Annotated in this window: 10 protein-coding genes; 5 read left to right on the top strand and 5 right to left on the bottom strand. The window is 42.2% G+C overall.

Annotated features, from left to right (window positions below; translation table 11 throughout):
* Positions 1-162: 162 nt before the first annotated feature.
* From EJN84_RS09980 to EJN84_RS09970, 3 genes are all read right to left on the bottom strand, one after another.
* Positions 163-738, bottom strand: a complete 576-nt coding sequence (locus EJN84_RS09980) for a DUF3267 domain-containing protein (RefSeq protein ID WP_129595288.1) — start codon at positions 736-738, stop codon at positions 163-165.
* 87 nt (positions 739-825) lie between these two features.
* Complete coding sequence (locus tag EJN84_RS09975; protein WP_129595287.1) at positions 826-3033, bottom strand: GH92 family glycosyl hydrolase; 2208 nt, start codon at positions 3031-3033, stop codon at positions 826-828.
* 53 nt (positions 3034-3086) lie between these two features.
* Positions 3087-5099 (bottom strand): OPT family oligopeptide transporter, encoded by a 2013-nt coding sequence (locus tag EJN84_RS09970; protein WP_129595286.1) that lies wholly within the window; start codon positions 5097-5099, stop codon positions 3087-3089.
* 115 nt (positions 5100-5214) lie between these two features.
* Here EJN84_RS09970 and EJN84_RS09965 point away from each other — a divergent pair, with 115 nt between their 5' ends.
* The 5 genes from EJN84_RS09965 (at position 5215) to EJN84_RS09945 (ending at position 12610) form a co-directional block, all read left to right on the top strand.
* Positions 5215-6084: an EamA family transporter gene (locus EJN84_RS09965; RefSeq protein ID WP_238943997.1), complete on the top strand. Its 870-nt coding sequence runs from the start codon at positions 5215-5217 to the stop codon at positions 6082-6084.
* Positions 6085-6277: 193 nt separating this feature from the next.
* Positions 6278-8539: an aconitate hydratase gene (locus tag EJN84_RS09960; RefSeq protein WP_129595284.1), complete on the top strand. Its 2262-nt coding sequence runs from the start codon at positions 6278-6280 to the stop codon at positions 8537-8539.
* Positions 8540-8632: 93 nt separating this feature from the next.
* The gene (gene icd, locus EJN84_RS09955; RefSeq protein ID WP_262707356.1) at positions 8633-9910 is read left to right on the top strand and encodes an NADP-dependent isocitrate dehydrogenase; all 1278 of its coding nucleotides are present in this window, start codon (positions 8633-8635) and stop codon (positions 9908-9910) included.
* Between the two features lie 86 nt (positions 9911-9996).
* On the top strand, positions 9997-11352 hold the full coding sequence (locus EJN84_RS09950; RefSeq protein WP_129595282.1) for a citrate synthase: 1356 nt from the start codon (positions 9997-9999) through the stop codon (positions 11350-11352).
* A 31-nt stretch (positions 11353-11383) separates the two neighbouring features.
* Entirely contained in the window at positions 11384-12610 is a 1227-nt protein-coding gene (locus tag EJN84_RS09945) for an NADP-dependent isocitrate dehydrogenase (RefSeq protein ID WP_129595281.1), read from the top strand.
* Between the two features lie 113 nt (positions 12611-12723).
* Here EJN84_RS09945 and EJN84_RS09940 read toward each other — a convergent pair whose 3' ends face one another.
* The gene (locus EJN84_RS09940; protein ID WP_129595280.1) at positions 12724-13341 is read right to left on the bottom strand and encodes a glycerol-3-phosphate acyltransferase; all 618 of its coding nucleotides are present in this window, start codon (positions 13339-13341) and stop codon (positions 12724-12726) included.
* 18 nt (positions 13342-13359) lie between these two features.
* The gene (locus EJN84_RS09935) at positions 13360-14244 is read right to left on the bottom strand and encodes a DegV family protein (RefSeq protein ID WP_129595279.1); all 885 of its coding nucleotides are present in this window, start codon (positions 14242-14244) and stop codon (positions 13360-13362) included.
* Between the last annotated feature and the right edge of the window lie 5 nt (positions 14245-14249).

Here is a 14249-nt window from a genome sequence, read left to right as displayed (position 1 = left end):
ACCTTTATATTTATCGTTATGTTTCGATCATTTCAAAAAATTAAAAACAGAATAACCTCAAATCAAAATTTAGCCTTTGATTTAGCTGCTTAATCTAAAAAAGAAAGTGCCCTTTTGAGACACCCTCATGTTCCTTTTTGCGTTATTTCCGTGAACATCAAACTAAATTTGTTTTGAATAAAATCGCATCTGCGTACCCGTGTCATAAGCAAGCGTATCGGGCGGTAAGCGCAATACAACGCCGGAAACATATATATCGCCCATCGAACCGGAAAGGTTGATCATTTGGAGGATATATACAAACCAAAACCATTCCGCCGGTACGATTATATTGATCTGGCACAACAATATTCCGAACAAAACAATCGGAGCTAAAGCAATAATAATATAACTGCGTTTGTCGAAATACATGGACGAAGCGGCGAAAGCATAAGGGAGTTTTACTCCAAAAGAGGGTTTTTCACCACTCGTCAGACAAATGAAAATCCCGTGAACAACTTCGTGCAAAACCATGTATATCACGATTGCGACGCTAATCGATATCCCAAAAAGAACTATATCGAACCATGTATCCGTCAAATGAGGAATTGAGAAAGGCGTTTCGATAAGCATCAGCATCATTGCTCCGAAAACAATGAATGCGTAAAGATTAATTCGGTTGAAGTCATGTTTGTTTTTGAGTGCATCGATTTCTCGAACGAGAACATACCCTTCGGGTAAATTTTTGAGCGGTCGCATAGTTAATAATATAATTCGCAGAACAGAATAGAAAACAGCTGCCACCCATTTTCAGTGACAGCTATTTGCAGAAAGTTTTTCGTTCTGTTATTTTTTTGGGGTAGCCGACATATAAAATATCAGCGAAGCTCCATTCATAATGTCTTTATAGTTGATCGTTTTTTTATCGTAGGGTTTGCCGTTTAGTTCTATTTTTTCGACATATTTATTGTCGATAGACAAATTTTTTGCTTCCATCGAAAATGTTTTGCCATTTCCGACATTTATTTTCGCCGAAGTCAACTGGGGAGCGCCGATAACAAATTCTCCGCCGGCAGGATTGACAGGATAAAACCCGAGAGAAGAGAGAATGAACCATGCCGACATTTGGCCACAGTCGTCATTGCCGATCAGACCATCGGGTTTGTTTTTGTAGAAGTCGGTACAAATTTGTCGAACCAGTTCTTGCGTCTTATACGATTCATCCAAATAAGTATAAAGGTAAGCAATATGATGACTGGGTTCGTTACCATGCGCATATTGTCCGATAAGTCCGGTAACGTCGGAAAGTGTATTGGTTGATTTGGCCGTAGTATAAAACAGAGAATCAAGCCTTTCGACAGCCATTTTTTTATCTCCCATCAGCGAGAGAAGTCCCGGAATATCCTGGAGAACATGCCAGGTATATTGTGCGGCATTACCTTCGGTATAATCACCACCCACGTCCGAATCGCCATGTGCAAGCATCAGCGGATCGAATGGTGTCCGCCAATTTCCTTTGCTGTCGCGTCCGCGCATGTATCCGACAGACGGATCGTAAAGGTTTTTATAATATTGAGCACGTTTGTTGAAGAAATCGAAATCGGCAGTTTTGCCGAGTTGCCGGGCCATCATGGCTGCGCAATAATCGTCGAATCCACATTCGAGCGTGCTCGAAACCGATTCAACACGTACGGAGTCGAATGGGAAATACCCATATCGATCATACAATCTCCAATTGTAGTCCGGTGTATTTATTGTAAGTGATTTTTTTACTTCGTTAAATGCCCGTTCTGCATCAAATCCTTTAAATCCTTTCAGGTAAGTGTCAACAACCATCGGAACCGAGTGGCTGCCAATCATCGTGTATGTTTCCTGACCCCACAAGGCCCACACGGGCAAATGACCTTGCTGTTCGCTGTAATCGAGCATCGAGTTTATGAATTCAGGAATCAATTCCGGACTTACGATTGTATAGAGAGGAAATGCTGCCCGAAAAATATCCCATTGCGACCATGTCGAATAGAACTTACCTCCCGATGATTGCGAAATTTGTCGGTTGGGACCAACATATCTGCCATCCACATCTGCGATATTGTTGGGTTGAATAAATAAGTGGTACAATGCAGTATAGAAATTGGTTTTTTGGGCGTCGGTTCCTTCTATTTGGATGCGCGACAAATATTTGTTCCATTCATTTTTTGCATTTTCGCGAGTTGCATCGAAATTCCAACCCGAAACTTCAGCCTTCAGATTTGCTTTTGCCCCTTCGATGCTTGTGGATGATAGGGCGATTTTCATATTCAATGTCGTATCGTTTTTCATATCGAAGGTTAAGATGTAGCGGGGAGCCTTTTCTCGTTGATCCTGCTTAGGCAGTTTTTCCTGAGTGAGAATCGGTTTATCGAATTCGATTACGAAAAAATAGGTGCGATCTACCCATTCGCGACGACGTGTCATTCCTGTAATTGTGTGGTCGTTCTCGAAATTCACTTCATTTTCGATAACGCTGGTCGGCAAATGTTGTCGAGTCCACACAAGTCCGCTTTGAAAATCGGCCAGTACATTTGCTTTTTTGCCTTTGGCAAAAGTGTATTTGTGGAAGGCAACATGGGGTGAAGTTGTGATTTCCACACGCACATCATTATCGGTCAAGTTTACTGCATAATATCCGGGTGAAGCCTTTTCGCTGATCAAATCGTATTTGCTTCGCAAATCCGAACGTTTTTCTCCTGCAAAAGGCTGCATGAGCAAATCGCCTAGATCGATACACCCCGTTCCGTTTAGTCGTGTTTGCGAAAAACCATAAATCAACGAATCTCCATAAACATATCCCGAACAGTATTCCCAAGAATAATTACCTGTTTCCGGTCCTGCCTGAATCATTCCTAAAGGATACGTTGCACCGGGAAATGTATGTCCGGTAAATGCAGTTCCGATGAATGGATCGACGTATTGTGTATAATCCAATTTATTTTCGGCGGCTGTTTCTTTCGGTGTTTGTGTACATGAAAAAGAGATCGCTATCACAGAAATCAAAAAAATCGTTTTTTTCATTTTTAAAATAATCTAACCGTTTATAATGTGTTTAATAATATACGATATTTAAATCATTCCTTCTCCGCCTGCATCGATTCCCACACGAAATATCCCAGCAATGCCAAAAAAGCGCATAATGCCGTGATTTGTGCTCCTGTTCCCGAAGGATTGTCCCATAAGTGCAAGTTAAGAGCTTCGCCATCTCCGGTAAAGAAAATAATCAAAGCTCCTATTACTCCGAACAATGCCGCTCCTGCTATAAATCCGGAAGAGATAAGGATGGCTCGCTGATGACGTGCGTTGTTTAATTCTTTATCTTTTGAACTACGATTGATCCAATGATTGAGCAAGCCTCCTACAACCAAGGGCAAATTCAACGGCAGTGGGATAAACATGCCTAAAGCAAAGGCAAGTGGCGAAACGCCAAGCCAGTTAACCAAAACGGCAATAATGGCACCAATACCCAGCAACATCCAACTAACGCCGGTTCCCGACATTAATGGTTCGATAATTGCTGCCATAGCGTTGGCTTGCGGTGCCACCATCGGGTTGGTATGTTCGGGAGTTGCTACAAATCCGTAGGCTTCGTTCAGAATAAAAATCACGGCTCCAACCGTTGCGGCTGAGACCAGCGTTCCCAAAAACTTGAAAGATTCCTGTTTGGCGGGCGTCGATCCGATCCAGTAACCAATCTTCAGATCGGTGACGAAGCCACCGGCCATTGACAGGGCTGTGCACACAACACCTCCGATAATGAGTCCGCTCACCATGCCCTGCCATCCGTTCAGCCCAACGGCTGTTAAAATTACCGATGAAAGGATCAAGGTCATGAGTGTCATTCCCGAAACCGGATTCGATCCGACAATCGCAATTGCATTTGCGGCGACGGTAGTAAACAGGAATGAAATCACGGTGATTGTAATCAAGGCAACGATGGCCTGCACGAGTGTCACTTTAACTCCTATCAGGAGAAATATGAAAACTGCAATGAGAGTGAGAAATAAGAATAACATCACGAACGACATTTTCAGATCGCGTTGTGTGCGTTGTGTTGTTTTTTCGTTTTGTTGCGTGACATTTTTCGTCCCAACCGCCAATTTGAATGCATTGCCGATTACGCCGGCCGAATTGATGATGCCGATAATTCCCGCCATGGCAATGGCGCCTATCCCGATGGGACGAACATAGGTGGCAAAGATGGTTTCGGCAGACATAGAGGTAAATGGATTGACTCCACCTGAAAGCGTAGCCGACAAAGCTCCAATTTCGTTTACCAATGGAATGAAAACCAACCAGGATAGAAGTGATCCGACCGTGATAATCAAGGCGTAACGTAATCCTACCAGATATCCGAAACTGAAGATAAGAGCACTTACATTGAATTTTAAAACCATTTTGAATTTTTCGGCCAGCATTGCACCGGCAGGAATGATTCGTGTGGTAATTTCTTCGCTCCAGAGGCGAAAAGCCGAGAAGCAAAAGTCGAATAGCCCGCCGATAAGACCGCTTGTTACAAGCAGTTTGGCCTGATTCCCACCTTTTTCGCCTGTCATTAATATTTCGGTAGTTGCGGTGGCTTCGGGGAAAGGTAGTTTGCCGTGCATGTCCTTTACGAAATATTTTCGAAACGGAATCAGAAAAAGTATTCCAAGAAAACCTCCAAGCAGCGACGAAAAGAAAATTTGCCAGAAATTAATTTGTATTTCGGGGTATTTCGCTTGTAAAATATAAAGACCGGGAATGGTGAAAACTGCGCCGGCCACAATCACCCCGGAAGAAGCACCTATAGACTGGATGATGACATTTTGTCCCAAAGCATTTTTCTTGCGGAATGCTGCCGATGCTCCAACGGCAATGATGGAAATGGGAATGGCTGCTTCGAATACTTGCCCGATTTTAAGACCCGAATAAGCTGCGGCGGCCGAAAATATAACGGCCATGAGTAATCCCATACCGATGGCGTAGGGCGTCGTTTCGGCCACAGGCTTGTCGGCAGGCATCACCGGTTGGTATTCTTCCCCTTCTTTGAGTTCCCTGTAAGCATTTTCGGGCAATTCTGTTGTTTTTGGTTCGTCATTGTTCATTTTTTCGGCGATAAAATTAGATTCAGTGTGATTTGTCGGGCCGAAATTACGAAAAATAATGTAAATGCCGAACGTCTTATTCCTTCTTTGTCTAATTTTGCAAAAATCATTTACAATGACTCTCTTCATAGCATTACTTCTTCGGATATTATCAAATCCGTTTGCTAATGTTTTTCAGAAAAAACTTACCGCATCTCGACAAAATCCTCTTTGGGTAAATTTTGTGGGTTTTTTCACTCTAAGCATTCTTTGCATCCCTTTTCTGGGCAAAATACCCTGGAGCAGTTTTGCCCCGATATTTTGGATTTATTGTGTCGCAGGTGGGCTTGTTGGTGCTTTAGGAAACGGATATCTGATAAAAGCAGTCGAAAAAGGTGATATTTCGCTTTTAGGGCCGATAAATTCCTACAAGTCTGTGGTCAGTCTTTTGCTGGGAATCCCCTTACTTGGCGAATTTCCCAACTTATGGGGCGTGCTTGGCATGGGATTGATCATTTATGGGAGCTATTTCATTCTCGACACACTCCCGGAGCGATTTTCGTGGCGGGTGCTGAAACGTCCCGAAATCAAATTCCGAATTTATGCAATGCTTTTGACTGCTATTGAGGCAATTTTCATCAAAAAAATCATTCTATTGTCTTCGCCAACTATTTCGTTTGTAGTTTGGTGCTTTTTTAATGCCTTGTTTTCATTTTGTTTCCTTTTTTTATATCGGGTCGATCCTAAAAAACAGCTCAAGGTCATGTATAAAAGAAATATTCCGATCTATTTGGCATTGGTTTCATGCATGGGTATCATGCAAATGGCAACCAACTATTCGTTTGCACACATGCCGGTAGGTTATGCGCTGGCGTTATTCCAATTGTCGGGAATTGTTTCCGTAGGGCTTGGATATGCGTTTTTCAAAGAACGAAATATTCGAAAAAAATTACTCGGAACGGCTATCATGATCATGGGCGCTGTGCTCATTATTTTATTAGAATAAAGTTTTTCTTGAAAAAAGATATTTGTTTCAATATTTATGAGTAAATTTAACATCCGAAAAAGTTAGTGGGTAAAGCTCATCGGAATATTATTTTCAGAAAGGAAACGAACATTTTAGTTATAAGGTTGTTCAAATTGAAATTACAGCCAAACAAAGTTTTCAGTGCATATTCAATAAAAATACCATATTTGTTATGATTTTCGATCTTGACATGATTCGCAATGTATATGCGAATCTTCCTCAAAAAATTCGACATGCAAAGCAAGTCGTGAATCGTCCGTTGACGCTTTCCGAAAAAATACTTTTTGCACATCTTTCACCGGGTGTTGAGGTAAAGGAATATAAACGGGCATCTGATTATGTGGATTTTGCTCCCGACAGGGTCGCCATGCAAGATGCTACGGCTCAAATGGCGTTGTTGCAACTAATGAATTCGGGAAGAACCAAAGTTGCCGTACCGTCAACAGTTCATTGTGATCATCTGATTCAGGCTTACAAAAATGCAGAATCGGACTTGGAAACGGCAAAGATTACCAATAAAGAAGTTTACGATTTTTTGCGCGATGTATCGAATAAATACGGCATCGGATTTTGGAAACCGGGAGCCGGGATTATCCATCAGGTTGTGCTCGAAAACTATGCTTTCCCGGGCGGGATGATGATTGGAACCGATTCCCACACACCCAATGCCGGCGGTTTAGGAATGATTGCCATTGGAGTAGGTGGTGCAGATGCCGTGGATGTTATGGCCGGTTTGCCCTGGGAACTCAAAATGCCTCGACTTATTGGCGTAAAACTCACCGGAAAACTATCGGGATGGGCTTCGCCAAAAGATGTGATATTGAAACTTGCAGGAATTCTTACCGTGAAAGGCGGAACAAATGCCATTATCGAATATTTTGGAGATGGCACGGCTACGCTTTCTGCAACAGGAAAGGCAACTATCTGCAATATGGGAGCCGAAGTAGGTGCCACGACATCAATTTTCCCATTCGACGAAAAGTCTGCGGCTTATCTTGAGGTTACCGGCAGAAAGGAAGTTGCGGACGAAGCCCGCAAAATTGGCGAATATCTTCGACCTGATCCTGAAGTCGTTTCCAATCCCTATAATTATTACGATCAGGTGATCGAAATAAACCTATCTGAGCTTGAACCCTATATTAATGGGCCGTTTACTCCCGATGCGGCTTATCCGATTTCCGAATTTGCCAAAGCTGTCCGAGAAAATCATTATCCCGAAAAAATAGAAGCCGGTTTGATTGGCTCATGCACCAACTCTTCCTACGAAGATCTCACCCGTGCAGCATCTGTCGTGCGTGATGCCAAAAGCAAAGACTTGGGTGTCAAGTCGCAATTCATTATCAATCCCGGTTCGGAGCAAGTCCGTTATACGGCCGAACGTGACGGGATTTTAAAAGAATTTGAAGAAGAAGGTGCTGTGATAATGGCCAATGCTTGTGGCCCGTGTATCGGTCAGTGGAAACGCACCGATGAAAAAACGGATCGTCCCAATTCCATCGTCACCTCTTTCAATCGCAACTTTGCAAAACGCAATGACGGCAACCCAAACACACATGCTTTTGTTGCTTCTCCCGAATTGGTGGCTGCTCTCACAATTGCAGGCAATTTGTGTTTCAATCCGCTAAAAGATACTCTCGAAAACCGCAAAGGTGAACAAGTGAAACTTAATGAACCAATGGGTTTTGAATTGCCTGCAAAAGGTTTCGACGTGAAAGATCCGGGATATATGCAACCCGCTGAAGATGGAAGCTCGATTGAAATAAATATTGATCCAAAATCGCAACGATTGCAGAAACTTATTCCTTTTCCTGCATGGGACGGTAAAGATTTTATTAATCTTCCGCTTTTGATTAAAGTGAAAGGGAAATGTACTACCGATCACATTTCGATGGCCGGACCGTGGCTCAAGTTTCGTGGACATCTCGACAATATTTCTGACAATATGCTCATAGGAGCCGTGAATGCTTTTAACGATCAAACCAATGCAGTGCTCGACCCGGATACGTTGCAATACATGCCGGTACCTGCGTTAGCCAGAAAGTTCAAGTCAAAAGGCGTAGGATCGGTCATAGTTGCCGAAGAAAACTATGGCGAGGGTTCGAGTCGTGAACATGCAGCTATGGAACCACGTCACCTAAATGTGAAAGCAATCCTCGTGAAATCGTTTGCCCGAATCCATGAAACAAATCTAAAAAAACAGGGAATGCTTGCGCTCACCTTTGTTAATAAAGACGATTACGAAAAGGTTCAGGAACGTGACAAAATCAGCATACTCGGATTAACCGAATTTGCTCCCGGTAAAAACCTGATTATCGAACTGCTTCATCCGGACGGTACAAAAGACAGGTTTGAAGCCTCACATACCTATAATCATCAACAAATAGAATGGTTTAAGGCAGGAAGTGCTTTGAATGCAATGAAAAAACAAATATGACATATTTTTATAAGTTTGTGTTATGAGGGTTTGAATTGTTATTGTAATTTCAAAAAAAGTATTTTCTTTCATTCATTAGCGAAATATCGAAAGATTGTTCATCTCATTTTTATGCAACGAATAACCAAAAAAGAAGAAACCCTCATTGTGCCCAACGATCCGATCATTCCGTACATCGAAGGAGATGGGATAGGAAAAGAAATAACAGCATGCGTTCTCAATATTATCGATAAAGCGGTAGAAAAGGCTTTCGAAGGCAATCGAAAAATTCATTGGAAAGAAGTACTCGCCGGCGAAAAAGCTTTCAATAAAACCGGGTACCGGCTACCACAAGAAACGATAGAAGCTTTTCGAACGCATCTGGTCGGAATAAAAGGCCCACTCACCACTCCGGTGGGAGAAGGTATTCGATCGCTCAATGTAGCGCTGCGTCAAGAACTCGATTTGTATGTTTGTCAACGTCCGGTTAGGTGGTTCGAAGGTGTCGCTACGCCATTGCTTCATCCCGAGAGAGTACATGTTACCATTTTTCGAGAGAATACCGAAGACATTTACTCCGGAATAGAATGGGATGCAGGAACTCCAGAATTGCGGAAAGTTTTGAAATTTCTCAAAGAAGAAATGAATGTTGTCAATATTCGTTTTCCCGAAACAACAGCTATTGGTGTGAAACCGGTATCGATAGAAGGAACTGAGAGATTGGTGAGAGCCGCAATCCGGTATGCCCTCGATCATAACCTGCCATCCGTAACACTTGTCCACAAAGGCAACATTATGAAATATACCGAAGGTGGTTTCAAAAAATGGGGTTATGCACTTGCCGAAAGAGAATTTCCGGAAAAGGTTTTTACGGCCAACAAATTCAAAAAAATTGAAAACGAACAGGGCGTAGATGCCGCTATCAGATATTATGAGGAGGGAATATCCGCCGGAAAAATTTTTGTAAAAGACGTTATAGCCGATGCTTTTCTTCAAAATACGCTTTTAAAGCCGGAGGATTACTCTGTCATCGCAACGCTCAATTTAAATGGTGATTATATATCGGATCAGATGGCTGCTATGGTTGGAGGGATTGGGATAGCACCCGGTGCAAACATTAACTATTTGACCGGTCATGCCATTTTTGAGGCGACGCATGGCACTGCTCCCGATATAGCAGGGAAAAACCTTGCAAATCCATCCTCCATGTTGCTCTCCGGTGCTATGATGCTTGAATATTTGGGATGGGATGAAGCGGGAAGATTGATTACCAAGTCGATGGAGTATTTGTTTTCGAACGGTTTTGCAACTTTCGATCTTTCCAAATTTATGAAAAATGGCACAGTATTGTCCACCAGCGAATTTTCTGAGAAAATAATTGAAAATTTATAGAATAACAATCAAGTAGGACAACTTGAAGTGGGCACATAGCTTTGCAAGTCCCTATCGTATGAAACAATTGATAAAAATTATAGTATATGGATAACAATGAATTGATTAAACTTTTGTCAGATAGAATTGTCGAAACGAGCAATATCGACAAAGATCTTTTTGTGAAAATGGGTGTAAAACGTGGACTTCGCAACGAAGATCATTCCGGTGTATTGGCCGGACTTACACGCGTGGGGGATGTAGTTGGATACGAACGTCAGGAAGATGGGACTCTTAAACCGATTCCGGGTAAACTTTATTATCGTGGAATGGATGTCGAAGACTTGGTGCACGGTGTGCAGAAAGAAAATCGTTTAGGCTTTGAAGAAACTGCCTTTTTGCTTCTCGCAGGCAAACTTCCGAATAAAGAAGAGTTGAATGCTTTTTCCGAAGTTTTGTGGCATACGATGCCCTTAAATCACAGAACAACGATGAGCATTCTGAGCCTAACCGGCAAAAACATTATGAATATTCTTGCACGAAGCGTCTTGGAACTTTATACGTATGACGAGAATCCCGACGATATTTCACCCGACAATCTTATACGGCAATCGATCAATCTCATTGCCAAGTTTCCCACCATCATCGCTTATGCTTACCAGGTTTTGCGCCATGACCAATTGGGGCGGTCCATGCATATACGACATCCTTACGAAGATCGTTCGATTGCTGAAAATTTCCTTTTCATGATGAATGGACGCGATGCCTATTCCGAATTAGATGTAAAAATCTTAGATTTGGCGTTGATGCTTCATGCCGAACATGGCGGAGGCAATAACTCTACTTTTTCGGTGCGGGTCACGAGTTCCACCGAAACGGATACTTATTCGGCTATTGCAGCCGGTATCGGTTCACTGAAAGGCCCTCTTCACGGTGGAGCTAATATAATGGTTCGAGGTATGCTCAATGACATGAAGAAAAATATTAGCGAGTGGAAAGATGTCGGTCAGATAGACAATTATCTCCTCAAACTTCTCAATAAACAAGCCTTCGATCGTTCCGGCTTGATCTACGGGATAGGGCATGCCGTTTATACAATCAGCGATCCGCGTGCTCTTTTACTCAAAGAGATGGCTCGAGAATTGGCCAAAGAAAAAGGCAGAGAAGAAGAATTCGAGTTTATGGAAATTATTGCCGATCGCAGCGTAGAAGTATTTCTCGATTATAAGAAGCAAGGAGCCAAATCTCGCACTTGTATCAATGTCGATTTCTATTCAGGATTTGTTTATGATGCATTGGGGCTGCCTCCCGAAGTGTTCACTCCTTTGTTCGCAATGGCACGCATCGTTGGATGGTCGGCTCATCGCATCGAAGAGATGAATTTCAGCAGCAAACGCATCATCCGCCCTGCATACAGGAATGTGCGAGAAAAACAAGATTATATACCGATGAGTAATCGTTAGAATAGGAATTGTCACCGAAAAAATCATTTGCATGGATAAAATTAAAGTAAAGAACCCTGTTGTAGAACTTGATGGCGATGAAATGACGCGCATCATTTGGGCATTTATCAAACAACAATTGATCTTGCCATATCTCGATCTCGATATCAAATATTATGATTTGAGTATCGAAAATCGCGATGCCACCGACGATCAGGTTACCGTGGAAGCAGCCGAAGCCATTAAACGATATAATGTAGGTATCAAGTGTGCTACAATCACTCCCGATGAAGCAAGGGTGAAAGAATTTGGCTTGAAACAAATGTGGAAATCGCCTAATGGAACCATTCGTAATATAGTGGGAGGGACTGTTTTTCGAGAGCCGATCATTTGTCGCAACATTCCGCGTTATGTACAGGGTTGGACCGAACCGATTATTATCGGACGTCATGCTTTTGGCGATCAGTATCGTGCTACTGACAAAATCATTAAAGGTAAGGGTACGCTGCGGATGACTTTTACCTCCGATACCGGAGAAACCCAATCGTGGGATGTTTACAACTTCGAAGGTGACGGTGTTGCCCTGACGATGTACAATACGGACGAGTCTATTTATGGTTTTGCTCGTTCGTCGTTTCAGATGGCTTTATCGAAAAAATATCCGCTATATCTTTCCACCAAGAATACGATTTTGAAAGCTTACGACGGTCGTTTCAAGGACATTTTTGCTGAGGTTTATGAGAATGAGTTCAAAAGCGAATTTCAAAAAGCAGGAATAACCTACGAACACCGTTTGATCGACGATATGGTAGCATCGGCCATGAAATGGCACGGAGGATTTGTTTGGGCATGCAAAAATTACGATGGCGATGTTCAGTCTGATACAGTGGCCCAAGGATTTGGTTCGCTCGGCATGATGTCGTCCGTATTGGTTACGCCTGATGGCAAAACGGTGGAAGCGGAGGCTGCCCATGGAACAGTTACGCGCCATTATCGTCAACATCAGCAAGGAAAAGAAACATCAACAAACCCGATTGCTTCTATTTTTGCATGGACGCAGGGCTTGATGCATCGTGGCAAACTCGATGACAATCAGCCACTGATAGACTTTTGCCAAAAACTTGAACATGTCTGTGTGGAAACCGTAGAAAGCGGGCAAATGACTAAAGATCTCGCCCTGCTCGTGTATGGTAAAAACGCAACTCCCGATAAATACCTCAATACTAAGGATTTTTTGACTGTCTTGAAACAAAATCTCGACAAAAAATTGAGTATTTGATCGCGTTTATGCAATCGGATACAAAAACTAAAAACGGCTTTGAGAATCAAATTCTTAAAGCCGTTTTGTTTGATGATCGTTTTGTATTTCACATTGTCGGAAAATCTTCAAATTCAAGCAGTTTTTGAAACTTCGGGTTGAGGGTTTTCCTTTTTGCCGAAAAGCTTATCCCGATTGAAATATAACGTGACGAGTGCTCCAATCCACACAATTACCTTAATGTTTGTTTCGTGCGGGAAAAAAAGACAAAGGATTCCGCTCAATGCGATCAAAATGGAAGGTCCCCAAATGCCATATTGCTTTTTGATAATGCCTAAAACTATGAGTGCATCGATAATGAGAGCGATCAACAATTCAATCGGTATAAAAAACAGATACATTCCTAAAAGTGTGGATGCTGCTCGTCCACCTTTGAACCGATAATAGAGGGGATAACCATGCCCGATAACGGATCCAATGCCGATACATCCGAGTGCTATAGTGTCTGTAGTTTGCAAAAAACGGCTTGCAATCAGCATTGGAACAAAAGATTTCGAAACATCGAGCAGTCCGGAGAGGATGCCCAAAAATTTGTTGACATTTCGAAACACATTATAAGCCCCCGGATTCCCATTTCCCAATTCACGAATATTTTGATTCGTAGCCAATTTCGTAATCAAAGAAGCAAATAAGATCGATCCGATCAAGTATCCCGAAATCAGGCACTCAATGTATAAAATGAATGAGTTCATTTTTGAGTTTTTACCGTATTACAAAAGAATGGATATTCCATAAGCGCCCGGCCCGCAATAAACGGCATCCACCAAACCTCCTTCGCCATGAATGATTTCGCTGCAGGGAAGGGTTTTTATTTTTTCCATAAATTCGGCAATGGCTTCTTTGTTTTTATCTCCATATCCTTGCAGAGTAATGGCCCGTTTGATAGTCGTAACCGATTTTTCCTGCATTTTGGCTTTAATCTGATTGATTATCATGTCGTTAATCTGCCTGAAAGTTCTGGCTTTGCCTTGAGCAAGTACGATACCTTCTTTTTCGTCGCCCATTAACCCCAACAATGGGATGATGTGAAGCACGCTGCCCATCAGTGATTGAGCTTTGCCAATACGACCACCGCGATAAAGATATTCGAGATCTGAAAATACAAACCAGCTGAAAGTGTTTTCCACAATTTGTTGGCAAGCTTTTTCAAGCTCTTCGATACTCAGATCGGGTTGTGTCTTGATTAAATCGATGATTCCCAGTACAATATTACCCACACCATTGATTGCTTGTTTTGTATCTACATTGATTATGGGAACAATATTTTCGAATTGCTTTTTCACATTCTCGGCAACTCTGAATGAGGCTGCAGACAATCCGCTGCTCATTACAACATGAATAAACAGATCGTAATTTGCCCTATTCCTTTCAACAATTTCTGCTATTTCGTTATGAATCAGTGTGGATGATTTTGCAACAACTTTCTCGTTTTCATATTTCGATATCAACCAACTTGCGGAGTATTCTTCGCTTTGGCGATATTCGGTTTCGCCTACAAAAACGGGAAATTTCACAATTTCGAGGGCATCGTAGTTGATTTGTTGTCTCGACAAACCTAAATTGTCGCCTACAATGATAAAAATTTTCCTGCTCATTTTAT

It is taken from the genome of Seramator thermalis (assembly GCF_004138125.1).
GTDB classification, from domain to species: Bacteria; Bacteroidota; Bacteroidia; order Bacteroidales; family Dysgonomonadaceae; genus Seramator; species Seramator thermalis.
Note: the sequence above shows the minus strand (reverse complement) of the source record. Positions and strands in the feature narration are given on the sequence as shown.

Excerpts from the sequence above, each read along its gene's own strand:
- EJN84_RS09980 (WP_129595288.1), bottom strand. The coding sequence starts at position 738 with ATGCGACCGCTCAAAAATTTACCCGAAGGGTATGTTCTCGTTCGAGAA.
- EJN84_RS09975 (WP_129595287.1), bottom strand. The coding sequence starts at position 3,033 with ATGAAAAAAACGATTTTTTTGATTTCTGTGATAGCGATCTCTTTTTCA.
- EJN84_RS09970 (WP_129595286.1), bottom strand. The coding sequence starts at position 5,099 with ATGAACAATGACGAACCAAAAACAACAGAATTGCCCGAAAATGCTTAC.
- EJN84_RS09965 (WP_238943997.1), top strand. The coding sequence starts at position 5,215 with ATGACTCTCTTCATAGCATTACTTCTTCGGATATTATCAAATCCGTTT.
- EJN84_RS09960 (WP_129595284.1), top strand. The coding sequence starts at position 6,278 with ATGATTTTCGATCTTGACATGATTCGCAATGTATATGCGAATCTTCCT.
- EJN84_RS09950 (WP_129595282.1), top strand. The coding sequence starts at position 9,997 with ATGGATAACAATGAATTGATTAAACTTTTGTCAGATAGAATTGTCGAA.
- EJN84_RS09945 (WP_129595281.1), top strand. The coding sequence starts at position 11,384 with ATGGATAAAATTAAAGTAAAGAACCCTGTTGTAGAACTTGATGGCGAT.
- EJN84_RS09940 (WP_129595280.1), bottom strand. The coding sequence starts at position 13,341 with ATGAACTCATTCATTTTATACATTGAGTGCCTGATTTCGGGATACTTG.
- EJN84_RS09935 (WP_129595279.1), bottom strand. The coding sequence starts at position 14,244 with ATGAGCAGGAAAATTTTTATCATTGTAGGCGACAATTTAGGTTTGTCG.